The sequence below is a fragment of the Sinomicrobium pectinilyticum genome (assembly GCF_003725735.1).
Classification (GTDB): domain Bacteria; phylum Bacteroidota; class Bacteroidia; order Flavobacteriales; family Flavobacteriaceae; genus Sinomicrobium; species Sinomicrobium pectinilyticum.
Genome location: NZ_RJTM01000128.1, coordinates 16,381 through 42,264 on the forward strand (window position 1 = coordinate 16,381; position 25,884 = coordinate 42,264).

The window sequence follows — 25,884 nt, forward strand, 5'->3', positions numbered from 1 at the left end:
AAATTCGTCAGTGATAAAGAATTTTAATTGTAATCTATGAATGCAGAAACGATACCTATGGATAAGAACGTAGAAGAGATGCTGAGGTCACATCGTTTGAAACGTACTTCGGCCCGGATAGAAATATTATCGCTGTTGCTGGAAAGCAGCCATACCATATCCTATAACGATATAAGTGAGGAATTGGGAGATAATTTCGATAAATCCACCGTATACCGTACCCTGAACAGTTTTGAAGAGAAAGGGATAATTCACGCTGTGAACGATGGTAGCGGGGGGATCAAATATGCGGTGACAAAACAGGAAAGTGAGGATGCCCATGTGCATTTCAAATGTGATAGCTGTGAGCAGACGTATTGCCTTCCGGATACAAAGATACCGCGTGTACATGCTCCGGACGGTTTCATTATAAACAGGTCTTCACTGCTTATCAACGGGACATGTAAATACTGTTCTTAAGATTTCGGGAATATAAAACCGAGCCCCATTCTACGGAGCATTTTCTTCTCAAAGTCCCAGAAAAAGCGGAATTGTCCGAACAACCACCCGAAAGTGACCAAAAGTACCTGGTAAACGGGAAAAATAAGCAGTATTCTGAGTGTCCAGTACAGAACAGGGTGCATGTTGTTTTCGTGCATTTCGAAAAAGGTAAGAAGGGGACCCGCCAGCTTTGCGGCGGACGACCCGGTAAGGGCAAAGACCACAAATATGATCAAAAGCTGAAAATTGGACTCAATTCCCCAACGCCTTTTTAATTTCTCCATACCACAGATATTATTTAAACCGGACAAAGATAATGAAGATATATAATCTTTTTGTCAGATACGCGGAATAAAGCCTGCCAGTCGCTGATTGTATTTCCGTTGAAAATAAATAAAATAGTTGTAGAGCTTATAGTTTACTTCGTAACCGTAATCAATATTAGGATCGTAATCTATGCGCATGGTATACAGGTCCGGATTATAGCGGAAAGGCTCCATTACCCTTTGATTCCAGTTGATGACATAAATGTGGTTACGGCTCTCCAGGAAGTTTTGGGAGTAATATCCTTCAGGACGGGCTACACTTTGCAGCCAGGTATTAAAACCGGGTTCTATAATGATAATTTCATATTCGAGGCTGTCATTGGAAATGGCTACAGTGTCCCCGCTTTCCGAGTTAAAGATTTCCGATTCGTCCGATGTATAGGCTATCTTCCCGGTAGTACAGGCAATAATGCCCGATATTACGGCCACGGTGATCAGTAGGTATTTAAGAAATCCCTTCATAGTATTAAAAATACAAAAAATCCGCCGGAAAAGCTATTGTAGCATCATAAAAAAGCCGTCCTCGTTACGAGAGCGGCTTCTTGTTCTTTAAAAAATATATTACGGTTTATTTACCGGACATATCTTTCATTGTGTCTTCGATCATACCGTAGAACTGATCCAGTTTAGGCAGAACAACGATTCTTGTTCTTCTGTTTCTGGCACGGCCCGAAGCGGTTTCGTTACTGTCTATCGGAATGTAGTAGCTTCTACCTGCGGCGGTCATCCTGGCCGGTGCTACGTTAAAGTCGTTTTGCAGTATACGTACCACTGCAGTAGCTCTGTGTACACTCAAATCCCAGTTGTCTTCGATTCCGGGTCTCTTGATCGGCACATTATCTGTGTGACCTTCTACCATAAATTCGAAATCGGGTTTGTTGTTTACCACTTTGGCAACTTTTCCGAGAACTTCCTTAGCTCTGTCGGTAACCGTATAGCTTCCGCTTCGGAACAATAATTTGTCCGAGATAGAAACAAATACAACACCTTTTTCCACACTGATTTCGATGTCTTCATCGTTCAGGTTACCCAAAACACCTTTCAGGCTGGTAACCAGAGCAAGGGTAACGGAATCTTTCTTGTTCATTGCATCCTGTAAACGTTGAATACGGAGATCTTTTTCTCTTAAACTTTCCAAAGATTTCTCCAGGTTCTCAGCGCCTTTTTTGGATAGCGTCGTAAGATTACCCATGTTGTCTATAAGTGCATTCTTTTCAGACCTCAGGCTTTGATTGTCTGCTTCCAGTCTGGATTTACTTTCCAGACAGGAGTTAAGCTTTACGGTCGCAGAGTTCAATAAATCCTGGGTTTCTTTTTGCTTCGCTTCCAGTTCTGCATATTTTTTTTGTGATACACAGGAAGAGAAGAAAATGGCGATACCTGCCCCTAACAAAACTATTTTTTTCATCTGTCTAAAATTTATGCCTGCATTGTTTTTATGCGGGCCTGTTTTCATGATTGTGTTTATTTGGTTTTAAAAAATGAGTTCCCAAAAGTATTAAAATCTTCTAATTATACAAGGTGTTTTTGTTAATCTTTAACTAATTTGGGGTATACTCTTACACTGGCGATATAATATGCCCAAACTACAGACTTAATAACGTAGTAATGCCCTGTCTTATTACTCTTACCCCGCTTTTTTATGGTATTTTTTAAATGATAGTAATAGCTGAGGTGAGACCGGACTATGGCAAAACAGTGCCGGAATCTCAACTGAAATACAAATCGTATTCCGGCTATGCCATCCAGTACCAGACGCATAAAAACGAGTGGTAATACATAGCCGGCAGGTGCATTTTTGGTCAGGGAAAAAAGGGAATTCCTGAAATTGAGGAATGTCTTTTTGGGGTTCATGTTGTTCAGCGTGGCGCCACCTACATGGTATACATGGCTTTGGCCCGCATACAGGATGCGGTGACCGGCATTTTTTGCCCTCCAGCACAGGTCAATCTCTTCCTGGTGGGCAAAATAGTCCTTGTCAAACCCTCCGAGACTTTCAAAGACTTGTCTGCGTATAAACATACAGGCACCGGTGGCCCAGAATATTTCGCGGGTATCGTCGTATTGCCCCTTGTCTTTTTCCAGGTGCTGAAACACACGTCCACGGCAGAAAGGATACCCCAGCATGTCTATATAACCTCCGGCGGCCCCGGCATATTCAAAGTATTCTTTGTTCTTGTAATCCAGGATTTTCGGCTGGGCTATGGCCACTTCCGGATTGTCGGCAAAGATATCCCGGAAAGGCTCCAGCCATCCCGGAGTGACTTCTATATCCGAATTGAGAAGACAAAAAAGATCGGCATTCACCTGTGCCAGTGCTTCGTTATAGCCTTTGGCAAATCCACCGTTTTCCCGGTTTTGAATGATCCGTATCTCTGGAAAGGATGTACGGAGGAAGTTGACAGAATCATCAGTAGAAGCATTGTCTGCCACATAAATATCGGCCCCGGGAGAATATTCCAGCACCGAAGGGATGAATTGTTCCAGTAGTTGTTTTCCGTTCCAGTTAAGTATTACAACAGCTATCTTCATAGGTTACAAATAGTCCCGCCGCTAAAGACGTGACCGGCCAGGGCCAACCCCGTAGTATTTTGAGTTCAAAAGTGACAAATTAACGACTATATGAGGGAATATCCTCTAAAAATATGTATTTTTCTCGGGTATAGTCCAGCCTGCAAAAGTAATGTTGCAAACCGTTGGTGACCATCAGAAAATCCGCTTTCAGGGTAAGGTTATACCTGGCGATCTGGTCAAAGGTATGCTGGGTGATCCGTACCGACGGGGCTTTACATTCCACAATCACGGTAATATGGCCCTGTGGTGTGTAGACCACTACATCATAGCGCTTTTTTAACCGGTTTACTTTTAGTTCTTTCTCTACATTGATGAGTGATACAGGGTAGTTCTTTTCCCGGATAAGCAACTGTACTACGTGCTGGCGTACCCATTCTTCCGGTTGCAGAAGAACGAATTTTTTGCGTATGGGATCAAAAATATAGGTTTTATTTTCTCTATTTTTGATGCGAAAGTCATATGTAGGAAAATTTAAGGCCAGCATGGCGCAAATATAAGGAAAAGCACGAATGGATGTCCGAAGAGGGGCGAAATGCTTTTCTTCCGGTTCCGGAACGGGACTTATGCTGCAAACTACAAATTTTTGAAGGATATATTCATGGATGAAGTAAAACGGATAGTAGGCGATATTAAAAAAGGAGATATAAGGCCCGTTTATGTATTGATGGGCGAGGAACCGTATTACATTGACAGAATTGCGGAATTTATCGAAGACAATATCCTCTCCGAAGAAGAGAAAGGGTTTAATCAGGTCATTCTTTACGGGAAGGATGTTTCCGTCGGGGATATTATAGAAAGTGCCAAGCGTTATCCCATGATGGCAGAGCGACAGGTAGTTATCGTAAAGGAAGCACAGGAACTTTCCAGGACCATAGAAAACCTGGCGCCTTATGCGGAAAACCCGCAGCCTTCAACGGTACTGGTTATATGTTATAAGTACAAAACACTTGACAAACGGAAAAAACTGTACAAAGCGGTTAAAAAGGAAGGGGTGCTCTTTGAGAGCAAAAAGCTGTATGAGAACCAGGTCGGTGACTGGATACGAAGGGTCCTTGCAGGAAAAAAGTATACGATAGCCCCTAAGGCGGCATTGATGCTGGTGGAGTTTTTGGGTACTGATCTGGGGAAGATCAACAACGAACTGGAGAAACTACAGCTCATACTTCCGCAGGGAACGGAAATAACACCCGGCCATATCGAAGAGAATATCGGTATAAGTAAAGATTATAACAATTTTGAACTCCGGAAGGCCATAGGAGAGAAGGATGTAGTGAAAGCTACCAGGATTATTAATTATTTCGGCCAGAACCCTAAAGACAACCCTTTGGTGGTAACCGTGGCACTTCTGTTTAATTTTTTCTCCCAGTTATTGCAATACCACGGATTGAATGACCACTCCCCGAAAAGTGTGGCGGGAGCACTTCGCATTAATCCGTTTTTTGTTAAAGAATACCAGGTGGCAGCGCACAATTATCCGATGAAAAAAGTAAGTGCGGCAATTGCCGTACTCCGGGAAATGGATGTTAAAGGAAAAGGGGTCGGAGCTGCCGGCATACCACAGGCCGACCTGCTTAAGGAACTACTGGTGAAAATAATGAATTAACTCTTACAATTTAATTCAAACAGGTATCGCGGTATGTATGGCCGGGCTCCGGCCCCTTTACACAGATTATTATTTAACAAAACCTCTGCATCTTTCAGTGCAGAATGGTTTAATAATTTTTTGAGCTAGGCATATGGGGATTTCTTACCCAGGGCCCCGTCTATACTGAATTTCCCCGGACCGGTAAGAGCAATGGTCGTGAAGATAACAAGGTAAAGTAATGCCATTTCCTTTTTTGCCAGCGGATCACTGCCGTGTATTACGAATGCAGCCACCATCATAGTAATAATAGTAGGCAAGGCTGCCCATCGTGTCTTGAAACCTATAATAACGAATATAGGAGCTATGAATTCACCGATCACAGCGAGAATAAGAGAAGTTTTTGCGCCTACGCCTACGGGATCTGCAAATTCTATTTCACCACCGTTCAGTAACATTTGTAATTTTCCGAAACCATGTGTCATCATCAGTGCGGAAGCACAGATTCTGAGCAGGGCCAGTCCCAGGCCAAAGGAGTTGTCTTTTTTCATGTTATAATATGTTATGGTTTGATCGTACTAAAATAGGAAATTATATTCTATGTGTTACGGATACATTTGGTGAAATAGATCACCGGGGAACTGAAAGTACGAGTGGTATATAGTGGAAAGCCCCGGTTCACCGGGCTAAGGACAGGAGCGGCAGCCAATGGATGAAGAATAAAAAAAACAGGCTACCTTTTGAGTAGCCTGCCCGGAAATATTCTGGTTTTTGATTATGCTTCCTGCAATTTGCTCAAAGCACGATTGAATATGTTGTTGGGACGCATAGCGTCGGTAGCAAGAGCTTCATCGGGAATGTAATATCCTCCTATATCTACGGGTTTCCCCTGAATGTCATTCAATCCTTTTACAATATCCTGCTCTTTGGTTTCCAGTTCGGATGCCAGGGGGGTAAATTCGGCCTGTAAATCCTTGTCTTTGGTTTGTTTCGCCAAAGCCTGTGCCCAGTAGAGCGCGAGATAGAAATGGCTGGTCCGGTTGTCCGGTTCGTTCACCTTACGGGAAGGAGAACGGTCATCTTCCAGATATTTTTCCGTAGCTTCGTCCAGGGCTTCGGCCAGTACCAGGGCTTTTTCATTATTATACTTATTGCCTAGGTGTTCCAGTGAAACGGCCAATGCGAGGAATTCACCGAGGGAATCCCATCTCAGGTGATTTTCTTCAAGAAACTGTTCGACGTGTTTCGGGGCGGAACCTCCCGCACCGGTCTCAAACAGTCCGCCACCGTTCATCAGCGGTACGATGGAAAGCATTTTCGCGCTGGTGCCTACTTCCAGGATGGGGAAGAGGTCGGTCAGGTAATCCCGGAGTACGTTCCCGGTTACGGAAATAGTATCTTCCCCGGCTTTAAGGCGTTCGAGAGTAAAATATGTCGCTTCTGCAGGAGCAAGGATACGGATATCCAGTCCTTTGGTATCGTGTTCCGGCAGGTACCGGTTTACTTTTTTAATCAGTTCCGCATCATGAGCACGGTTTTCATCCAGCCAGAAAACGGCAGGAGTTTGTGTTGCCCTGGCGCGGTTAACAGCCAGTTTCACCCAATCCTGTACGGGAGCATCCTTGGTCTGGCACATTCTCCAGATGTCACCTTTTTCTACAGTGTGTTCCATGAGGATATTGCCTGTGTTGTCCGTTACCTGTACGGTTCCGTCGGCAGGGATTTCAAATGTTTTATCATGGGAGCCGTATTCTTCGGCTTTTTGCGCCATGAGCCCTACATTAGGTACGGTTCCCATAGTGGTAGGATCGAAAGCGCCGTGTTTTTTACAGAAGTCGATAGTTGCCTCGTATACGGCAGAATAACTGCTGTCAGGTATCACGGCCTTGGTATCCTGTGCTTTGCCTTCTGCATTCCACATACGGCCGGAGTTCCTGATCATCGCAGGCATGGAAGCATCGATGATAACGTCGCTCGGTACATGGAGATTGGTGATGCCTCTGTCGGAATTCACCATAGCCAGGTCGGGGCCGTTTGCTATACAGGATTTGATTTCAGCTTCAATAGCATTTTTCTGGTCCTCCGGAAGTGATTGTACCACTGCAAGAATATCTCCCAGCCCGTTATTGGCATCAGCTCCTGCCTTGTCCAGTATATCACCGTATTTTTCAAATACCGGGGCAAAGAATACTTTTACGGCATGGCCGAAGATGATGGGATCGGAAACCTTCATCATAGTCGCTTTCATATGCAGGGAAAACAAAACACCCTGTTCTTTGGCATCTTTAACCTGTTTCTGTAAAAACGCGATCAGGGCTTTTTTGCTCAGAGCAGTACCGTCCACGATCTCGCCGTCCAGTACGGGAAGGCTTTCTTTGAGTACCGTAACTGAGCCGTCAGCCTGTTTCAGGCTTATTTTTAAGGTGTCCTTCTGTGTGAAGGTATAAGATTTTTCATTATGCATAAAATCCCCGGCGTCCATAGTAGATACATGAGATCTGGAATCCGCGCTCCATGCTCCCATGCTGTGCGGGTGTTTCCGGGCGTAGTTTTTTACGGCCTTCGGGGCTCTTCTGTCGGAGTTACCTTCCCGTAATACGGGGTTTACGGCACTTCCTTTGATTTTATCGTAACGGGCTTTTATGTCCTTGTCTTTTTCCGTAGAAGGATCGTCCGGATAATCGGGTATAGCATAACCTTTCGCTTGCAGTTCTTTTATGGCAGCTTCGAGTTGTGGTACGGAAGCACTGATGTTGGGCAATTTTATAATATTGGCATCCGGGGTTTTCGCCAGTTCACCGAGTTCGGCAAGGGCATCATTTACGCGTTGGGATTCGGTAAGGTAATCCGGGAAAGCGGCAAGAATTCGTCCGGCAAGAGATATATCCTTCACTTCGATACCGATTCCGGATGAAGCGGTAAACGATTGTATGATGGATAATAAAGAACGCGTGGCGAGGGCCGGAGCCTCGTCTGTTTTTGTGTAAACTATCTTGGGTGTTTGTGACATGATTATGAAAGGTAATTTTTGAAATAAAATTAATGGGTCTGATACATTTTAAGCGAAAGCAAATATACAATTAAATGTGGGAATGAGGGGGTTAGAGAGACCTAAAATTGGCAGGAAACATAGGCAAATTGTTATAATTACGACCGGTGGGACAGAGAGGGGCAAAAGTTGTGGGATTTTTTAGTTACGGATCGGATATTGCAGGTGGTATTGATCCGCAATCCGTAACATTTTCCCGGTTCTGGCCCGGGGGAAAAACAAAAGCCATATCACCGTTATTATCCGTTGATATGGCTTTTTGGAAATAATTGTCTGGATTCTTTAATCCCCCGGTACAAATACCAGGTTTGCAAACTCCGGTTGCCTGTCCGTCCAATCATCTCCGGTAGGAAACACTTTTACAGCAATACTGTTTTACGTGTTTCCTCATACTTTTTAAACATCCTACTCGTATTTACGAAATCTTCGTCAATCTCTTCGGCATAAAAATCCGGATTTTTAACTTTCTGTCAAACTGTAGATGGTGTATCACCATTACAATCTTTTCAGACCTTGTTCAAAAAGTATATATGTACAAGAACATTTGTATGTTTCTGTCTTATAAAATTACGAAAATAAAAGATAAAAAAGAAAAATTGGAGGGTTAAAAATCAACAACTTATAAACCGGAGTTATTAACAATAGTTAATAAAAAAGGCCATCCTATGAAGGATAGCCTTAAATTTTTCAGGTAAAATAAATTAACCTCGGACTTCTTTGATCCTTGCTTTTTTACCGCGAAGACCTCTGAAGTAGAATATACGCGCTCTTCGCACTTTACCTTTCTTGTTGATCTCGATCTTTTGGAGTGCAGGCATGTTAATCGGAAAAATACGCTCCACACCTACGGTACCGGACATTTTTCGGATGGTAAATGTTTCGGAAGCACCTGTGCCTCTTCTTTGAATTACCACTCCTTTAAAGAACTGTGTACGTGTTTTTTCACCTTCTTTAATTTCGTAATACACAGTAATTGTGTCTCCGGCAGAGAATTCCGGGAAATCCTTTCTTGTAACGAATTCGTCCTGGACAAATTTTACCAGATTTTCCATTGTTGTATCTTTTAAAAATAGTGTTTCTTCAAAGCAACATACACGTCTCTCGCCAGAGGTTGGTCTGAAATCGGGTGCAAATATAAATAATTATTTTTATAAGTGCAATACCGGGGATTTATCGGTCTCAAAAAAAGTTTAAAACTATGTACCTTGGTACATCTTCCTTTCGGGTCCTGAAAAGTTATTTATGTCACGAATTCACGAATGAATATAGGGTTGTACTTGTAAAAATATTGGTGAATTCGTGGCCAAACAGACTTTCGGTCTGCCACAAATTATGGAGTTCAAGTCCATAGGTTTGGTTATTTGACAATAGGAGACCCTGCTATACCTGCTTGATCTCTAAACTCTTCACTGGCTCTTAATATCAATGTGTCTTTTTCGCGGATATCACCGAATATTTCTGTTTTCCCGGTGCCGTTTCCGCCGACGGTAATGGGGACCCATATGGTTTTTCCCCCGGATATTTTAATAATATACATCCCTTCCGTAGAATTCAGCACGGCAGAAGAGGGGATTACGAAAGATCCCGGCCTGGATTTTATGGGAATGGAAACTTCTGCAACCATACCTGGAAGCAGCGCCCCGTCGGTGTTCCGGACATCCATTTCCGTTCGCTGGGACCGTAATCTGTTATCCAATGCCCCTGCCAAACGCGATACTTTTGCCTCGAAATGCCGGTTGGGAAGAGCCTTTACGGTAAACGCAACGGTATTCTCCCGGGAGAGATAACTGATATATCCTTCCGGTACGTTAACTACCAGGCGAAGGTTTTTCTGTTCCCTGAGTGTGAAAATGGGCAATTCGGAACCTCTTCCCGAAGGCCCTACATAAGCGCCGGGGCTTACATTCCTGGCCGTAATAACCCCGTCAAAGGGGGCTTTTATTTCCAGGTAGTTCCGGTTGGCTATAATTTCACGGAGATTTGCCTTTGCTGCTTCGAACTGGGCGAGATCGGATTCCTGTTTGGCGAATGCGATATCCAGGTCATTCCGGGATACCGTACCGGGTGTTTTGCTGGTTTCCAGGAGGCGTTCATACGTGGCTTTACTGGAAATGTACGGGGCTTCCTGCGATTTCAGGCGGGACTCGGCCGCTGCGAGCTGGGAATTGATCTCGGGAGCATCCAGTACTGCAAGTAGCTGGCCTGCCTTGACCTCGCTGCCTATATCCACTTTAAGGGTCTTAATAAAACTGTTGACCTTGGCATAGAGGTCCACTTCCTGGTAAGCCTTAAGTTCCCCCGGAATACGTATGCTGGAGGACAGGCTGTCTCTTTTGACGATAAAGGCTTCCGGTCCGTCAATACCCGTCGTGGCCCGGTCGCGGTTTTCGCCTGCATTTCCATGCCCGCAGGCCTGTAGTGCCAGGGCAATACATAAAGACAATAAGGTAATGGAACAGTTGGTACGTTTCATGGCATAACGGATAAAAGTAGAACGTAATATTTTTTTATGTGAGTAATGCATGTTTCTGTGTTTATTGCGCAAGTTTTGTATAGTGAATGCTCTCTTCGTCCTCGGGGTCCAGGGATACACTTTGCGTAGAGGCTTTTCCCTGTCCCCATGCAAAGGCCAGGGGAAGAACGAGCAATGCGGCGAAAGTAGATGCCACAAGTCCTCCGATAACGGCTCTTCCCAAAGGAGAGGACTGGTCCCCTGCGTCCCCTATGCCTATGGCCATGGGTATCATACCCACCACCATGGCAAGTGCGGTCATTACAATGGGGCGTAAGCGCAATGCGGCGGCCTGTTTGGCCGCGGTAAGGGCATCCCCGGACTCCATACGTATTTGTTCCGCATTGGTGATTAAAAGAACGGCATTGGATATGGAAACCCCTACGGACATAATGATACCCATATAAGATTGCAGGTTAAGGGTAGAGCCGCAGAGCATCAGCAATACCAGTGAACCCAGCAGTACCGCCGGTACGGTAGCCAATACGATGGCCGATACTTTGAACGACTGGAAATTGGCCGCCAGCATAAGGAATATGACGACAATGGCGACAATGAGCCCGTTTTCGAGACTTCTCATGGTTTCATCCATAGTATCACTCATTCCTATGAGGTCAACATTCAGCCCCCTGGGGAGCTCTCCGAGGGAAGCGATGGCTTTTTTTACGTCCCCCGCGGCACTTGCCAGGTCTTTGTGATCTGTATTTGCGGTAACCGTAAGTGTCGGCATAGCTCCTAGGTTATCGGTTTCTCCGTAACTGCGCCCTTCGGATAAAGTGGCAATGTCACCGAGTACCGGTCTCGAGGAATTTTCCAGGAGCGGGATCTCCAGTATTTGTTGCTGGTCCGTCATTTTATTTTCCGGAACCTGGACCTGCACACTGTAGCTGTACCCTGCCTTTTCATCGATCCATACATTTTTTTCCGTAAAACGGGAAGAAGAGGTGGAGGCTATGAGAGAGCGGGAAATGTCGCTGACATCAACGCCGAGTTGTGCGGCACGCACCCTGTCTATGTTGATGTTAATGGCGGGATAATCAATGGATTGCCCGATCTGTACATCTCTCAGGTAGTCTATCTGTTTCAGTATGCCTGCCATTTTCTTCGCATAGCGCTCATTGAGCTTTTTGTCCCTGCCAGAAAAACGGACTTCGATAGGGGTAGGTGACCCCTGGCTTAAAATTTTGTCAGTAAGTTCTATGGGCTCAAAAGACAATTTCATTTCGGGCGTCAATTTTCCGGCCATTTCCCTGACCCTGTCTTTCAGCACATCCAGATCGTCATGGCTTCCTTCTTTCAGGGCAACCTGTAATACGGATTCATGCGGCCCGGCTACCCACAGGAATATGGGGCTTATGGAAAACAGTTGCGGATGTAAGCCTACGTAAGCCGAAGTGATGGAAACATTTTCTTTGCCTACCAGGTCTTCAATACCCCGTATCAGTTTTATGGTTTCCCGTTCATTGCGTTCTATACGCGTTCCGTCCGGCATGCGGAGCCGTACCTGGAACTGTCCGCCGTTCACTTTGGGTAATACGTCACGCCCGATACTGTTCACGAGGATAACAGCAATAAGTCCTACCAGTACTATGTATCCCGTTACAATAATTTTGCGATAGGGAAGCATCCGGTCGATAAAACGCAGATAGCGCATACGGAGGCGTTCGAAACGACTGATTTTGCCGTCCCGGTTACTGTCTTCCCTTTCCACCAGCTCCGTTTTCTGATTCCAGGTATTGGTCTCGCTTTCGGCATCCAGGCCGGATTGCTGATATTCCTCGCTGTCCGTTAAAGGTTCCCCGCTCTTGTGATAATGGTGCTTCGTTTTCATCAGCCAGTTAGCCATTATGGGGACAAAGGTCTGTGCCAGGAAGTACGAAACGATCATGCTGAATCCTATGGACAGTGCCAGGGGAAGGAACAGGGAGCCGGGAATACCGCCCATGGTGAATGCCGGGGCAAATACAGCCAGTATGCAGAGCAGGATGAGCAGTTTGGGGAAAGCTATTTCCTTACAGGCATCCCAAATGGCCAGGGCTTTGGGTTTACCCATGTCCAGATGCTGGTGAATGTTCTCTATGGTTACCGTACTTTCGTCCACAAGTATGCCAATGGCCAGGGCCAGTCCGCTCAGGGTCATGATATTTATGGTTTGCCCGAAGAGGTTAAGGAAAAGTATGGCAGAAATAATGGATGTCGGGATCGTAAGGATAACGATAAGGGCTCCTCTTATGTCCCCGAGGAATAACAATACCATCAGACCGGTAAGCACAGCCCCTATAATCCCTTCATGGAGCAGGCTTTCTACGGAGTTCATCACGTAGGTAGACTGGTCGAACTCATAACTGAGGTGTACGTCTTCGGGGAGTTGCTGCTGTATCCTCGGGATGGCATTTTTCAGGTTTTGGGTGACTTCCCAGGTAGAGGCATCCGCACTTTTGGCGATGCTCAGGTATACGGAACGACGCCCGTTTACCAGGGCGTATCCGGAAGTGACGTCGGCACCGTCTTCAACAGTGGCTACATCTCTCAGGTAGATATTGTCTATTCCTCCTTTGAATAAAGGTATGTTTTCAAAGTCTTTGATAGACCTTATGGTTGTGTTTGCCGGGGTTATGTAGTTTTTATCCCCGATCCGGACATTCCCCGAGGGTGCAGTCTGATTGTTGAGCCGTAAGGCTTCTACGAGCTGGTCGGGTGTCATCTGGTGTTGCCGGAGTAATTCCGGATCGGCTTTGATGACCACTGTCCGTACGTTTCCGCCGAACGGAGGGGAAGACACCAGGCCGGGAATGGAGGTGAAGGTAGACCTTACATAAATATTGGCCATGTCCAGCAGTTCGTTGTTACTGCGTTGTTCACTGCTGAGCACCAGCTGTCCTATGGGGAGGGTGGAGGCATCGAACCGTATGATAAAAGGCGGATTGGACCCCGGTGGGAACGCGGCCTGTATACGATTGGAAAAAGCGCTTACCTCTGCAGCCGCCTGTGCCATATCCGTACCCGGGTAAAAGTTGATCTTCATCAGGGTAAGGCCCTGGATGTTTTTGGTTTCAATACTTTTTACCCCGTTTACGAAGAGAAAGATGTTGATGTAACTCTTTGCAAAAAAAGATTCCATCTGTTCGGGGGTATATCCTCCGAAGGGGTGGGAGACATAAATTACCGGCATATCCAGTTTCGGAAAAATGTCTATTTTAATATCGTTGACAGCTTTTATCCCGAAGAAGAAAAGGGTGACGACCAGGACAAGGATGGTTATCGGTTTTCGTAAGGCAAAGCGTATTAGATTCATATATTTTTAGATATAGGTGGGTTTATAACTGATCTTCGAACAAACCGAAATCTCCGGTTGCAGCCGCTTTTAGCAGGAGGGCCTGCCATACGTTGTTATAGGCGATATCCCTGTCGGTTTCTGCACGTACAAGGGCATAGAGGGCCTGGGTTACCGTGTTCAGGTCGGTAAGCCCGTTCTCATACAATACGGTTTGGCGGTGATAGGCTTCACGGGCCGCATTTACCTGTACCGGGGCTTCCTTGTAATTGTCCAGGGAGTTTCGGATCTTCTGTTCCGAATACTTTAATTGTGCTTCTATCTGTTGCCTTGCCTGTTCGTATTCATCGCGTAGTCCCCGGCTTAAATATTTCTGTGCCTTTACCCGTTGTGATCCGCGGAAAGGCTCGGTGATATTCCAGTTAATGCCGATTCCCAGTAGGTAATTAGCCCTTTTAGGTTCGATACCATCCCAGTAATTTCCAGTGAATGCTTCGTTGTCCGGCGTATAATTATGGAAAAAACCGGAGCCGCGCGTCTGTATTACCCCAACGAGATTAACGGAAGGTAAAAAGGAAGCCTTCAGGAATTTTGTCCGGGTATCGCTGTAGTTCACCCGGCTTTCGTACCATTGTAATACGGGGTGTGCAGCTGTTGCCCGGGATTCCCGGTCCAGTGTCATGGGAATCCTGGAAATGAACAGGGTATCGGGGATAAATTCGTCTGGCAGCACCCCCATTAACCTCGACAGGTTATTACTCTGCTCCTGTTCGTTGTCAATGGCTTTGGTGAGAGTTATCCTGGCATTAGAGTATTCGGCATTGGCCTGGAGAGAGTCCACACCTGCGATCAGTCCGCTCCTGGTCCTGGCTATTACAATATTGCGGAATGTCTCCGCCCGTTCCAGGTTTTTCCGGTACGAAAGTACGAGTTGATGTGCGGCAACGACCTGGAGATAGGTAGCTGCTACCTTTATCTTATGCTGAAAGATCTCCTGCTGCCAGTCTTTGGAATCGCGATCAGTCGCAGCTTCGGCAGTACGTGTTCGTTGCCTGGCCTTTCCAAAGGCAAATACTTCCCAGTTAAAACTGGCAAAGTAGAGGGAGCCGAAAGCAGCGTCCCAGTTTTCTTCTTCATATACCGGGCCGGATGAGGCCAGTCCGGAACCGCCGAAACCAAAAGACGGGCCATACAGCCCGTTTACAGTGCCATAATCGTTGCGTGCACCCACTGTTATATCCGGTAAATATGTTCTCCGGGCTTCTTTTTCCAAAGTGCCGGAAGCCTGGTAGTAAGCATTCTTTGCCTTGATACTTCCGTAGTTGTCAATGGCGAGAGAGACTGCTTCTTTGAGAGGCAGGACATCCTGTGCGTGAACTCCGGAAAGTATACAAAATGTTAAAAACAGGACAAACCTCGTTTTGTCCGGGAGATGAAACTTCTGCATCACAGCAAATAATTGATATTAGTTTAGTGCAGTAAATGAAAAGCATCATTCTGAAGCAAATTTGAAGTACCGGCCCATGAAGGGAATTTTTAGGAATTATTTATGAAATCAGGCAGGGACCGGGTCCTTAATGTTCCGCATTTCGATATCAGAGGCCTTACTCCCGGCCTTATTGTTAAAATGAATGACTAACGCGTGCCAGCCTTCGTTATAGCTATAGGTTACGGTGAAACTGTGAAGCTGGCATATCTGTTTTACTATGGATAGCCCGAGACCAATGCCCGAGTTACACTGGTCTCCCTTTTTAAAACGCATAAACAGTTCTTCCGTGGGAATTTTCGGGGGTGTCCCGGTATTCCGCATCACAAGGTGGTCCGGTGTAAGGAGCATTTCTATATTTCCTTCTTCATAATTATGCCTTATGGCATTGCTGAAGAGATTAGACAATAATATTTCGGCAAGTACGGGATGTATTTTCAGCAGTATCTTTTCGTCGAGCCTGGTGGTTATCTTTAATTTCTTTAACGAGGTACGCTCTTCATACATTCCCAGGACTTCTCTTGCGGAATTGCGGAAATCGAGCAGTTGAGAGGTCTCGAATTCATGATTCTCGAGTTTGGTGAGGAAAAGAAGGGAGCGATTGATACGAGACAGTTTGTCTATGGCCTTATACATTTCTTCTATAAGCCTGGCCTGGGATTCATCAATCCGTGTTTCCGTGAGCAACTCCATTTTACTTCGCAGTATGGCCAGGGGTGTCTGCAGTTCATGGGAAGCATTTTCACTGAACTCTTTTACCGAAGCATAATCCTCAATAGCCTTGTCGGTCATTTTTTTCAGGAACAGGTTGAGCTCTTTGAATTCTGTCGTATTGGTTTCCCGCAGTTCTAAAGTTGTTTTTCCTTTCAGGTTGAAATTTTTAATGGCTTTCATGGTATGGCGTAGCGGCGTAAAAATATATCTTGAAAGTATCCGGGCGCAGAGGAGGAGGGATATGATTATGAGCAGCATTTTCCAGAAAATGGAATGGAGCATCCCGGCCAGTATTTCACCTGATTTGGTGACATAATCAAAGGAGGATACCTGGTAATTATACCCTGCGATTTCGTAATAGGAAGTCACCCGGATCAGGCACTCTTTATTGCCGTTTTCTTCATTGTACTTGAAAGTTTCTTCTATACATACTTTGTCTTCCGGAAGGGGACCTTCAAAAGGGGTTATCTGAATAGGCCTTCCCTGGGTAAAATGATTGGTAGTATCGCCGGTCTGTATTTGCGAGGCAGCGCGATCATTGGCCCGGATCATCCTGTTTATTTCGGCCTGGTCCATGGCTTTTTTGATATTGCGGAGCCCTATGTACATGCTTATTGGTGTCACCAGGAACACCACACCGATAAACCATAAGGTTATTTTGTTGAGAAGTTTCATGTGGTAGTCGTATTGAACTTGTATCCCAGACCGTAAATGGTTTCTATATAATCCGCCCCGCCCAGGGCATTGATTTTTTTTCGAAGGTTCTTGATGTGCTGGTAGATAAAATCAAAATTGGGAAGATTATCCGTATGATCTCCCCACAGATGTGTGGCAATGGATTGCCTGGACAGCACCCGGTTTTTATTGACAATAAAATAATGCAGCAAATCGAATTCTTTCGGAGTTGTATCCAGTTTGGAATCACGGACAAAAATCTCCATGGTGTTTATGTTCAGGGTGATTTCGTTACAGGTCAAAAGACTGGCCCCTTCCGTTTTTTTCCTGCGGTACACGGCGCGGAGACGTGCGTGGAGTTCCGGGAGGTGAAAAGGTTTGGTAATATAATCATCTCCTCCGCTGTCCAGCCCGGCTATTTTATCATCCAGCGCATCCTTGGCGGAAACGATGAGAACACCGCTCATTATTTTTTCATGCTGCATGAACCGGAGCAATTCCAGTCCGCTTCCGTCCGGTAACATAATATCCAGCAGTACACAGTCATAACTGTAAAACAGCAGCTTTTCACGGGCGCTGTCGATGCTGTCGGCATGTTCACAGACAAATCTTTCGCTGACGAGGAAATCGTGAACACTTTCCGAAAGCTCTTTGTTGTCTTCTACGATGAGTACTTTCATCTGTTTATTTTTTGTTGTTTTTCAACGGTCAGATGTAACCCCTGCCTACCGGCTGGCAGGTTTGATGACCAAAATAATCATACCCTTGTGAGTCTAAAGATTCTTTTAGTCATGTTGGTTTCATGAGACATGGATCTGATTTCATAAAACACAGGCACTAAATATCTACAGAAAAACAAGGTTTGTATATACGATCAGAAGGATTGTCGCAGTAATTTCAGGAGAATAAAGTTAAGCCAAAAAAAAATACCGGAGAGAAAAAGTACGTATTTATGGGAATGTTTTATTAAATGGCATCTCTTATTGTTATTTTTCGAAAAAAACAGCGGGTTGTTTTTTCAAAAATTAAAGTAAGGAGCATGATTTTTTATGAAAAATGATGAATTAAACATTAAAAAAGAATAGAGTTTTTTGTAGTTTTAGAACCGGAAAACATAGCTGTAAAACAGGGTTATCCATTGAACAAAGCTAATTCAAATAATTTAGTATCCTTAATAAGGCAGGGAGACGAGAAGGCTTTTGAAACCCTTTACCGTCTTTATGCCAATAACCTGTTTATTATAGCCAGGTCTTATCTCCGTGACGATTTTTCTGCAGAAGAGGTAGTGCAGGGTATTTTTATAGCCATCTGGGATAAAAGAAATGAAATCCATGTTAAGGGCAATGTGGGAGGATATTTATTTAAGATGACTAAAAACAGGTGCCTTGACATTCTTCGCAAGCCCCGTAAAATAGTTTCAATGGAGGAAGAGGCTGTTCTTCTGGAAGATGCAATTAATTTTAAGGCATTGCAGGACAGGGAAGCTTCTTTTTTACTGGAGGAAGAGCTGGAAAAACGCATTGAAGAAGCCGTTGAACTATTGCCGAAAACCTGCAAAAAAGTCTTTCTTAAAACCAAAATGGATGGCCTTAATTACAGGGAAACCGCAGAGGAACTTCATATATCGGTAAAAACGGTGGAAAGCCATATGACCAAGGCCCTCAAACATATGCGCTTTCATTTAAGGGAATTCATGTCCTGTTTTCCTTTTTTCGGGTAATCGGCTATTCAGGCCCTTATCGCATTCAATCCCATAATTCTTATTGAGATAATCAACTGTTCCGGTTGGTATGGAACCGGATTTTGAACATGTTTTTTTATTTTGTTAAAAAAGGTGTGTTTTTATTATGAATAAGAACAAAATATAAAGATGAAACTTTTTTATCGGAAAATTTCACACAAAAACTCAGGGTATCCCTTTTTTTTAACGTCTTATTAATACAAGCTTAACATTTTATTGTGGTATGGAAGAGAAAACTTTAGTGAAATATATAGAGAACCGGCTGGAATATGATGAAAAACAATTGGTTATTGAATGGATAAATGCTTCGGATGAAAACCAGGAACATTATAACATGCTGAAAGCAAAACATACTGTCTCCGCGTTTAACGACCCGTTGCTCGATGTCGACAAGACATATGCCGTAATAAAAGAAAGGCGCAAAAAACGGAGAATAAAAGAAGCATTACGGTCATGGTTGCCTGTAGCGGGAGTTCTGGTTATCGGATGGCTTATGTATGATTTTTTCAATTCACCGGAGACAACTAAGAGCGGAATTGTCGACAATGTAGAAACGGGAATAGTTGAAGAAGTCACTCCGAAAGGAGTTAGCCGGGCAGTTACACTCCCCGACGGAACAGAAGTGGTTCTTAATGTAGATAGCAGGTTACGGTATTCCGGGGCTTTTCAGGGTAGTTTGAGAGAGGTATTCCTGACCGGAGAGGCTTATTTTGAAGTAAAAAGGGATACTTCCCGGCCGTTTGTCGTACATGCCGGGGATATGAATGTAAAGGTCCTGGGAACATCTTTTAATGTGCGTTCCTATTCCGAAGATGAAGATACCCGGGCAACCCTGGTGGACGGATCGGTAGAAATAGAAAGTGCTTACGGGGTTCCGGTAAGGCTGGAACCATTACAGACGGCTTTACTGGACAGGCAGGATAGGCGTATTGAGATAAAACGTGTTTCGGCGGAAGAAGCGGTTTCCTGGAAAGAAGGGAAGCTCATTTTTAGGGAAACTCTCATGGAAGATGTATTGGAAGACCTGGAGCGCAGGTATGATGTGGAATTTGTTATTCGGTCCGAAGTACTGTATAATTACCAGTATACCGGGACTTTTGATAACCTGAATATTGATGAAGTACTCCGGGTGTTAAAGATATCATCACCTATTCATTATAAAAAGGAAGGTAAAAAAATAATCTTGAACTAAGATAAAAATAAAGAAGAAGGTGCGGCAACACCTTCTTCCTGTTGAGTGTTTAATTAAACTAAAACCAGTCTTGTTTTAATCTAAAAACGTTTAAAAGTATGAAAAAAAATTATCGTTTTAAATCGTTTTACAGGCATTCCCATCCCGGTTCGGGAAAGGTACCGGTAAAACAAATGATCAGGATTATGAAGATCTATGTTGTATTGGTATGTCTGACTCTTGGGGAATTATTTGCAACAAACATCCGCGCGCAGAATATTTCTTTACGGATGGAACAACAAAATCTGTCCGAAGCGCTTGCTGCAATTGAGCAGAAAACAGATTATCATTTCTTCTACAATGCCCGTTTGGTAGATGTTTCCAAAAAAGTGAGTATTAATGTAAGCGATATGAAACTGGAGGAGGCTTTGACACAGTTACTTCACAATGTTAATATCGATTATAAGTTGGTAAAAGACCAGATTGTACTTTTTCCGAAGGGAGATACTTATGTGGTGAAAATGGTGGAGGAGCTCATTAAAGAAATTGAGGAGAAAAATTCACGAAAGGAAATAGAAAGGGTTAATCTGTTGCTTGAAAAAACCGCAAAAGGTTTAAACAGTGTAATGCAGAACATGGTGCGCGGTACAGTAACCGATCAGGACGGTATTCCCTTACCGGGAGTTAATATAGTTGTTAAAGGGACTACAACGGGAACCCAAACCGATTTCGACGGAAAATATACTATTGCTGCAAATCAGGGCCAGGTACTTGTTTTTTCTTATGTGGGACAAAAGACAACTGAGATTACCGTGGGATCTTCCGGGGTCGTGGATTTACAGATGGAAGAAGATGCCCAGGCACTGGAAGAGGTTATTGTAGTGGCGTATGGTACGGTGAAGAAAGAATCATTCGTAGGTTCGGCAACTCAAATTAACACTGAAAAACTGGAAGGAAGGTCCCTGACCAATGTTTCCCAGGCACTGGAAGGAGCTTCCCCCGGAGTACAATTTACCCCATCCAGTGGACAACCGGGAAGTAGTCCGGAAATAAGAATTCGAGGTTTTAGTAGTGTGAATCTTACTAATGAGCCTATTTATGTAGTAGATGGAGCAATATTTACCGGAGATATTGCTAGTCTGAATATGAATGATGTAGAGAGTTTTACTATTCTTAAGGATGCGGCATCTACCTCTCTGTATGGTGCCGGTGCAGCTAATGGGGTAGTTATGATAACAACTAAAAAGGGAAAAAGTGGAAAAAGCCGCTTTACATTGGATGTCAGTCAAGGGATTACTCAACGTTCTATTCCGGAATATAACAGGGTTAATCCGAAACAATATTACGAAGGGATGTGGGAAGCGTTACGCAACAGCAATGCTCTTCCCGGCGACCCGGATATAGAAGCAGCCAATCAGTTTGCAAGTGAGAATATATACAAAAACAATTTCCTGGGTTATAATCCTTTTGATGTCCCGGGGGATCAACTTGTGGGCCTGGATGGTAAAATAAATCCGAATGCTAATGTTATTTATGATGATTTGGATTGGCAAAAGGAATTGTTTAAAACAGGATACAGGAGTAATATAGATTTTTCATATCAGGGAGGAACTGAAAAAACAGATTTTTTTGCATCGATAAACTATCTCAAAGAGTCTGCCTATGTAATCAATTCGAATTTTGAACGTATTTCTGCGAGGTTAAATATTAACACACAACCATTTGACTGGTTTAAAACAGGCCTGAATATCGCAGCATCCAATTCAGTTTCCGACCAAGCGGTAGATGGAACTACCAGAAACACTTCCTTGGTTAATCCTTTCCGTACTACCAGAGCCATAGGGCCTATATACCCTATTTATCAACACGACCCCGTTACGGGAGAATACATACTAGATGATGCCGGGAAAAGGATGTACGATCATGGTGACGGTGATCAAATAAGAGGTCCCGGGGCTACTCCGGGAAGGCATCCTATCCAGGAGAACCTGCTCAATATTGACCGTGACAAGAACTTCAATATTAACACGAGGGGATATGCAGACTTTTACTTCTGGAAAGATTTTACTTTTACTACCAACCTCGCCTTTGACAAACGTTTTCATACAAATAATGACTATTGGAATAATATAGTGGGGGATGCTGCTCCTGCAGGAAGGGCCAGAAAAACTGCCTTTAATGTTCTCGGAGTTACATTTAATCAGTTGTTGAGGTATAGCACCTCTATAGATGAGCATAATATTGAAGTGCTTGCAGGACACGAAAGCCGTAAACGGGAAGTGGACCAGATCGCGGGAGGCAGGCGGAATCAGATTGTGGATGGTAATATTGAGTTCAGTAATTATGTAGATATAACAGAGCTTTCTTCTTATTTCCGGGAATTTAACAGGGAAAGTTTCTTTTCCCGGGCAAATTACGATTATGATAATAGATATTATGTATCCGGCTCTATCCGTACCGATGGTTCAAGCCGCTTCCATTCCGATCGCCGTTGGGGTACATTCTGGTCTGTGGGAGGTGCCTGGAGGTTGTCTAATGAAAAATTCCTGAAGAATGTCAGCTGGATAGACCAATTGAAACTTAGAACATCTTACGGAGAAGTAGGAAATGACGGGGGCGACATCCATACCGGAACTTCCGGGCTTTCGTTTTTTGCTTTCCGCTCTTTGTACGAATTAGGAGATAACAACGCTGCTGAAGCAGGTATAACACAACAATTGACTTCTGGTAATCCGGACTTAAAATGGGAGGCTAATGCTCAAACCGATGTAGCATTGGAATTCAGTTTCTTTAACGGCAGACTTTCCGGTGAAATAGAATATTACAACAGAACCACCGAAGATCTTATTTTTGAACGACCGGTTCCCGTCTCTGCTGGGTTTGAAAATATCCTCGAAAATATCGGGGACATGTATAACAGAGGTGTGGAAATAACTCTTGGGGGAAATATCATACGGAATGATAATTTTAATTGGCGTCTTGATGTTAATGCCTCTACTATAAAAAACCGGATTACAAGATTACCTCAGGAAGAGATAATTAATGGAACTAAAAAACTAATGGTAGGAAAATCCATATATGATTTTTGGTTGCGCCAGTGGTATGGAGTTGACCCGGCTGACGGGGCACCCCTTTTTATATGGGATCCTGAAACGTTGGATACAGATGAATATCAACAACCATTGCAAGACTCTGATGTCAGGGAAGTGAATGGCAGGTTGGTAACAACTAACCAAAACAAAGCGCTATTTGACTATTCCGGTACTTCTATCCCCGATGTATTCGGTAGCATTTCCAACGTTTTCAGATATAAAGGACTAAGTCTTACAACCCTGTTTACTTATCAAATTGGAGGAAAGACATACGATTCGAATTATCAAAGTATTATGAATGCAGGAGAATATGGGAGTGCCTGGAGCACAGATATTCTTAAACGTTGGCAACAACCAGGGGATATAACGGACGTTCCCAGAGTTGGTGTAGATGGAGCCCATAGGAATGCTGCTAATGCAGGTACCAGTAGTAGATGGTTGGTAGATTCGGATTTTATTGCACTGCGACAAGTAAATTTAGCCTATAATTTTCCTGACCATTTGGTAGAAGCCTTGGGGGTTGACGGTTTACGTATTTATATGAACGGAGAAAATCTTTTTGCAATTACGAAACGTAAAGGACTGGAACCAACACAGAACTTTAATGGTACTACACAAAACAGGTTTACCCCGGCAAGGGTATTGACATTCGGACTTAATGTACAATTTTAAAACATGACCATTATGAATTCTACTATAAAGAAAATATGTATGTCACTTATGGCAGCTATTGCTTTCAATGCCTGTAGCGATGACCATCTTGAAACGTTTCCTACAGAACAAGTCGACTCGGAATCTGTCACCTCTACTACAACTAATCTTATGGCTGCGATTAACGGTATTCACCGTTTGTTATATGTAAGACAGCAAGATTCTCAGGGACAGGGAGGTATCGGAGGAACCATGATAATCACAGATATTCTGGGAGAAGATGTGGTGTTTAATAGTACTGGCCTTGGTTGGTACGTACAGGAATATCAATGGAACAGGCATAGAGATGAAACCAGCTCGACAAACAGGTATCCTTATTACTTTTATTATCGTTTAGTGAGTAATGCCAATGTAGTTATCAATGGCGCGCATCTGGCCGAAGGACCAGATGCAGAAAGAGATGCAGCCAAGGGACAAGGGTTGTTGTACAGGGCTTTTTCCTTTTTTCAGCTGGTCCAGTTCTATGCAGATCGTTATGTTCCCGGAGCGAATAACAATCAGTTGGGAATCCCATTAAGAATTGAAGCCAACAGTGAACCATTGGCGAGAAGTTCAGTGGAAGAAGTATACTCACAAATCAATGCGGACATAGATGAGGCAATTTCTCTTTTGGACGTATACTCAAAACCAAATAATTCTCATTTGGGACTCAGTGTGGCACATGGGCTTAAGGCAAGGGTAGCCCTTGTTCAGGGAAATTATTCACTGGCTGCTCAGCATGCCGCAATAGCTAAACAAGGGTATATACTGATGTCTATGGAAAACTATCAGTCGGAATTTAATAATTATAATAATTCTGAATGGATGTGGGGAAGTCATATTGTAGATGAACAAAGTATGGGATTTGCAAATTTTGGAGCTTATATGTCCAGAAATTTCAGCTCTACGAGTATCAGGACTAACCCTATGTCAATCAATAGCGCACTGTACGATCAAATTCCGGGATCGGATGTTCGTTCGAAATTGTGGGATCCCAGTGGGGAACATGAAGATTTGGGACTGCCTTCTAATTTTGTAAGATATCCTTATACAAATCAAAAATTTATAGCAGTTTCGACATCAGACAGCCGTATGGATGTTCCCTATATGCGTGCAGCAGAAATGTATCTTATAGAAGCAGAGGCACTTTCTTATATTAATGAAGGACAAGCGAGAGAGGTTTTGTATGAACTGGTCTCTTCCCGTGATCCGGAATATGAATTATCTACAAATTCCGGAGAAGCTTTGAAAGAAGAAATTTATCTTCAGAGACGTATTGAACTTTGGGGTGAAGGATTTAGGTTCTATGATCTGAAACGTTTAAATAAACCATTGGATAGAAACGGGGCTAACCATAATAGCAGTTTGGTGGGAAACCTATTTGATGTACCAGCCGGAGGAAAACTTTGGACTTGGTTAATTCCCCGAAGAGAGCTTGATTCTAATCCATTAGTAGAGCAGAATCCTTTGTAATATTAAAAATGTATTGTACTGACAATATAGATCCAGGATCAAAAATAAAAATGATTTGCTAGGCACTTTCAGAAGTAAGCCCATTTCCTAAAAAATAAACGACGAACTCAGGTGATTGTAGTATAAATCATCTGAGTTTTTTCTTTTTTAAGGGTAATTCCAGTATTTTTAGGGGCTTATCGTGATAGAAAGGCATAGGTGTCCCTTTATTTTTGATTTTGTTTAAAGTCTGTCAGGTGGCTTGTTTGTGTTGTTACCTGGTGTAAGGCTCCCTAAAAAACGAAGCGTTATAAATTATAAAAACGTTTAAATTTAGGGTAATGAAAAAAACACGACACACCGAAACACAGATCATCAAGATCTTAAAGTCCCAGGAAGCCGGACAGTCTGTTACAGACCTCTGTTGGGAGCATGGCATCAGCCAGGTCACTTTTTATAACTGGAAGAGTAAATTTGGAGGTATGGATGCCAACCAACTCAAGAAAATGAAAGAGATGAAGGCAGAATGGTTTACTATGATCGTTTTAGATCCAAGACAGAAGATCAACAGATCATAGATGAATTAGAAAAATTGGCCGAAGCTTATCCTACTTATGGTTTTAAAAAGATGTTTTACTTGTTACGGGCCAAAGGCTATCTGTGGAACCATAAGCGAGTTTATGGGGAATGAGCCTCAACATGCGGTGAAAACGTAAGAGAAGGCTCCCTGCCCGTGTCAAAATACCTCAATCTTACCTGTGGACTGTAATATTACCTGGAGTATGGATTTTATGCAGGATACCTTGATAAGGGGGAAGAGTTTTAGAACATTTAATGTGATTGACGACCATAACAGGGAAGCTCTTATGATAGGGATTGACACTTCTTTGAGTGCCCGGCGTATTGTACGGGATCTGGATAAACTCATTCAGTGGAGGAGCACCCCTCAAGTGGTAAGGGTGGATAATGGCCCTGAGTTTACTTCAGCTGTATTTGACTCCTGGGTGGATATTCCGTCGATACTGACCCCCGTACCGGGGATGTTGACCCCTTAGAAGATTTTGGT

General features: G+C 43.7%; 21 protein-coding genes. 8 read left to right on the forward strand and 13 right to left on the reverse strand.

All coding sequences use genetic code 11. The features are described from left to right. Positions 1–36: 36 nt before the first annotated feature. A complete protein-coding gene (locus ED312_RS19035) occupies positions 37–459 on the forward strand; it encodes a Fur family transcriptional regulator (protein WP_123217620.1) in 423 nt (140 codons plus the stop codon). Here the strand turns inward: ED312_RS19035 and ED312_RS19040 are convergent. The 5 genes from ED312_RS19040 to ED312_RS19060 all read right to left on the reverse strand — a co-directional run bounded on the left by ED312_RS19040 (position 456) and on the right by ED312_RS19060 (position 3,864). After that, a complete protein-coding gene (locus ED312_RS19040; protein WP_123217621.1) occupies positions 456–764 on the reverse strand; it encodes a DUF6787 family protein in 309 nt (102 codons plus the stop codon). The genes ED312_RS19035 and ED312_RS19040 overlap by 4 nt on opposite strands. Before the next feature lie 54 nt (positions 765–818). After that, entirely contained in the window at positions 819–1,268 is a 450-nt protein-coding gene (locus ED312_RS19045; RefSeq protein WP_123217622.1) for a DUF6146 family protein, read from the reverse strand. Between the two features lie 106 nt (positions 1,269–1,374). Beyond that, complete coding sequence (locus tag ED312_RS19050) at positions 1,375–2,214, reverse strand: OmpA family protein (protein ID WP_123217640.1); 840 nt, start codon at positions 2,212–2,214, stop codon at positions 1,375–1,377. 122 nt (positions 2,215–2,336) lie between these two features. Beyond that, positions 2,337–3,338: a glycosyltransferase family 2 protein gene (locus tag ED312_RS19055; protein WP_123217623.1), complete on the reverse strand. Its 1,002-nt coding sequence runs from the start codon at positions 3,336–3,338 to the stop codon at positions 2,337–2,339. A gap of 79 nt (positions 3,339–3,417) precedes the next feature. Further along, a complete protein-coding gene (locus tag ED312_RS19060) occupies positions 3,418–3,864 on the reverse strand; it encodes a type I restriction enzyme HsdR N-terminal domain-containing protein (protein WP_123217624.1) in 447 nt (148 codons plus the stop codon). Positions 3,865–3,978: 114 nt separating this feature from the next. On the opposite strand from ED312_RS19060, the gene holA reads away from it, so the two are divergent. Further along, positions 3,979–4,983 (forward strand): DNA polymerase III subunit delta, encoded by a 1,005-nt coding sequence (holA, locus tag ED312_RS19065; protein WP_123217641.1) that lies wholly within the window; start codon positions 3,979–3,981, stop codon positions 4,981–4,983. 125 nt (positions 4,984–5,108) lie between these two features. On the opposite strand, the gene ED312_RS19070 is transcribed toward holA, so the two are convergent. The 8 genes from ED312_RS19070 to ED312_RS19110 form a co-directional block, all read right to left on the reverse strand. Further along, positions 5,109–5,513, reverse strand: a complete 405-nt coding sequence (locus ED312_RS19070) for a DoxX family protein (protein WP_123217625.1) — start codon at positions 5,511–5,513, stop codon at positions 5,109–5,111. A gap of 224 nt (positions 5,514–5,737) precedes the next feature. After that, positions 5,738–7,972 carry an NADP-dependent isocitrate dehydrogenase gene (locus ED312_RS19075; protein WP_123217626.1) on the reverse strand — a complete coding sequence of 745 codons (2,235 nt, stop codon included), beginning with the start codon at positions 7,970–7,972 and terminating at the stop codon, positions 5,738–5,740. A gap of 740 nt (positions 7,973–8,712) precedes the next feature. Then, complete coding sequence (gene rplS / locus ED312_RS19085) at positions 8,713–9,063, reverse strand: 50S ribosomal protein L19 (protein ID WP_123217628.1); 351 nt, start codon at positions 9,061–9,063, stop codon at positions 8,713–8,715. A 305-nt stretch (positions 9,064–9,368) separates the two neighbouring features. Next, on the reverse strand, positions 9,369–10,535 hold the full coding sequence (locus ED312_RS19090; RefSeq protein ID WP_240643144.1) for an efflux RND transporter periplasmic adaptor subunit: 1,167 nt from the start codon (positions 10,533–10,535) through the stop codon (positions 9,369–9,371). Positions 10,536–10,545: 10 nt separating this feature from the next. Beyond that, entirely contained in the window at positions 10,546–13,818 is a 3,273-nt protein-coding gene (locus ED312_RS19095; protein WP_123217629.1) for an efflux RND transporter permease subunit, read from the reverse strand. A gap of 22 nt (positions 13,819–13,840) precedes the next feature. Beyond that, positions 13,841–15,244, reverse strand: a complete 1,404-nt coding sequence (locus ED312_RS19100; RefSeq protein ID WP_123217630.1) for a TolC family protein — start codon at positions 15,242–15,244, stop codon at positions 13,841–13,843. A 108-nt stretch (positions 15,245–15,352) separates the two neighbouring features. Continuing rightward, on the reverse strand, positions 15,353–16,672 hold the full coding sequence (locus tag ED312_RS19105; RefSeq protein WP_123217631.1) for a sensor histidine kinase: 1,320 nt from the start codon (positions 16,670–16,672) through the stop codon (positions 15,353–15,355). Next, positions 16,669–17,352, reverse strand: coding sequence for a response regulator transcription factor (locus ED312_RS19110; protein ID WP_123217632.1), 684 nt, complete (start codon positions 17,350–17,352; stop codon positions 16,669–16,671). Before ED312_RS19110 ends, ED312_RS19105 begins: the two co-directional genes overlap by 4 nt. Positions 17,353–17,810: 458 nt before the next feature. Here ED312_RS19110 and ED312_RS19115 point away from each other — a divergent pair, with 458 nt between their 5' ends. The 6 genes from ED312_RS19115 to ED312_RS19140 all read left to right on the forward strand — a co-directional run bounded on the left by ED312_RS19115 (position 17,811) and on the right by ED312_RS19140 (position 25,873). Further along, a complete protein-coding gene (locus tag ED312_RS19115; protein ID WP_170164560.1) occupies positions 17,811–18,392 on the forward strand; it encodes an RNA polymerase sigma factor in 582 nt (193 codons plus the stop codon). 244 nt (positions 18,393–18,636) lie between these two features. Next, complete coding sequence (locus ED312_RS19120; RefSeq protein ID WP_123217634.1) at positions 18,637–19,605, forward strand: FecR family protein; 969 nt, start codon at positions 18,637–18,639, stop codon at positions 19,603–19,605. 98 nt (positions 19,606–19,703) lie between these two features. Then, positions 19,704–23,348: a TonB-dependent receptor gene (locus ED312_RS19125; protein WP_123217635.1), complete on the forward strand. Its 3,645-nt coding sequence runs from the start codon at positions 19,704–19,706 to the stop codon at positions 23,346–23,348. 12 nt (positions 23,349–23,360) lie between these two features. After that, a complete protein-coding gene (locus ED312_RS19130; protein ID WP_240643145.1) occupies positions 23,361–24,839 on the forward strand; it encodes a RagB/SusD family nutrient uptake outer membrane protein in 1,479 nt (492 codons plus the stop codon). Between the two features lie 320 nt (positions 24,840–25,159). After that, positions 25,160–25,396 carry a transposase gene (locus tag ED312_RS19135; RefSeq protein WP_123217636.1) on the forward strand — a complete coding sequence of 79 codons (237 nt, stop codon included), beginning with the start codon at positions 25,160–25,162 and terminating at the stop codon, positions 25,394–25,396. A 180-nt stretch (positions 25,397–25,576) separates the two neighbouring features. Beyond that, a complete protein-coding gene (locus ED312_RS19140; RefSeq protein WP_123217637.1) occupies positions 25,577–25,873 on the forward strand; it encodes a DDE-type integrase/transposase/recombinase in 297 nt (98 codons plus the stop codon). The last annotated feature ends 11 nt before the right edge of the window (positions 25,874–25,884 follow it).

Bases quoted from the DNA above. Each gene is read 5' to 3' on its own strand.
- ED312_RS19035 (WP_123217620.1), top strand. From the start codon at position 37: ATGAATGCAGAAACGATACCTATGGATAAGAACGTAGAAGAGATGCTG.
- ED312_RS19040 (WP_123217621.1), bottom strand. From the start codon at position 764: ATGGAGAAATTAAAAAGGCGTTGGGGAATTGAGTCCAATTTTCAGCTT.
- ED312_RS19045 (WP_123217622.1), bottom strand. From the start codon at position 1,268: ATGAAGGGATTTCTTAAATACCTACTGATCACCGTGGCCGTAATATCG.
- ED312_RS19050 (WP_123217640.1), bottom strand. From the start codon at position 2,214: ATGAAAAAAATAGTTTTGTTAGGGGCAGGTATCGCCATTTTCTTCTCT.
- ED312_RS19055 (WP_123217623.1), bottom strand. From the start codon at position 3,338: ATGAAGATAGCTGTTGTAATACTTAACTGGAACGGAAAACAACTACTG.
- ED312_RS19060 (WP_123217624.1), bottom strand. From the start codon at position 3,864: ATGCTGGCCTTAAATTTTCCTACATATGACTTTCGCATCAAAAATAGA.
- holA (WP_123217641.1), top strand. From the start codon at position 3,979: ATGGATGAAGTAAAACGGATAGTAGGCGATATTAAAAAAGGAGATATA.
- ED312_RS19070 (WP_123217625.1), bottom strand. From the start codon at position 5,513: ATGAAAAAAGACAACTCCTTTGGCCTGGGACTGGCCCTGCTCAGAATC.
- ED312_RS19075 (WP_123217626.1), bottom strand. From the start codon at position 7,972: ATGTCACAAACACCCAAGATAGTTTACACAAAAACAGACGAGGCTCCG.
- rplS (WP_123217628.1), bottom strand. From the start codon at position 9,063: ATGGAAAATCTGGTAAAATTTGTCCAGGACGAATTCGTTACAAGAAAG.
- ED312_RS19090 (WP_240643144.1), bottom strand. From the start codon at position 10,535: ATGCATTACTCACATAAAAAAATATTACGTTCTACTTTTATCCGTTAT.
- ED312_RS19095 (WP_123217629.1), bottom strand. From the start codon at position 13,818: ATGAATCTAATACGCTTTGCCTTACGAAAACCGATAACCATCCTTGTC.
- ED312_RS19100 (WP_123217630.1), bottom strand. From the start codon at position 15,244: ATGCAGAAGTTTCATCTCCCGGACAAAACGAGGTTTGTCCTGTTTTTA.
- ED312_RS19105 (WP_123217631.1), bottom strand. From the start codon at position 16,672: ATGAAACTTCTCAACAAAATAACCTTATGGTTTATCGGTGTGGTGTTC.
- ED312_RS19110 (WP_123217632.1), bottom strand. From the start codon at position 17,352: ATGAAAGTACTCATCGTAGAAGACAACAAAGAGCTTTCGGAAAGTGTT.
- ED312_RS19120 (WP_123217634.1), top strand. From the start codon at position 18,637: ATGGAAGAGAAAACTTTAGTGAAATATATAGAGAACCGGCTGGAATAT.
- ED312_RS19125 (WP_123217635.1), top strand. From the start codon at position 19,704: ATGAAAAAAAATTATCGTTTTAAATCGTTTTACAGGCATTCCCATCCC.
- ED312_RS19130 (WP_240643145.1), top strand. From the start codon at position 23,361: ATGAATTCTACTATAAAGAAAATATGTATGTCACTTATGGCAGCTATT.
- ED312_RS19135 (WP_123217636.1), top strand. From the start codon at position 25,160: ATGAAAAAAACACGACACACCGAAACACAGATCATCAAGATCTTAAAG.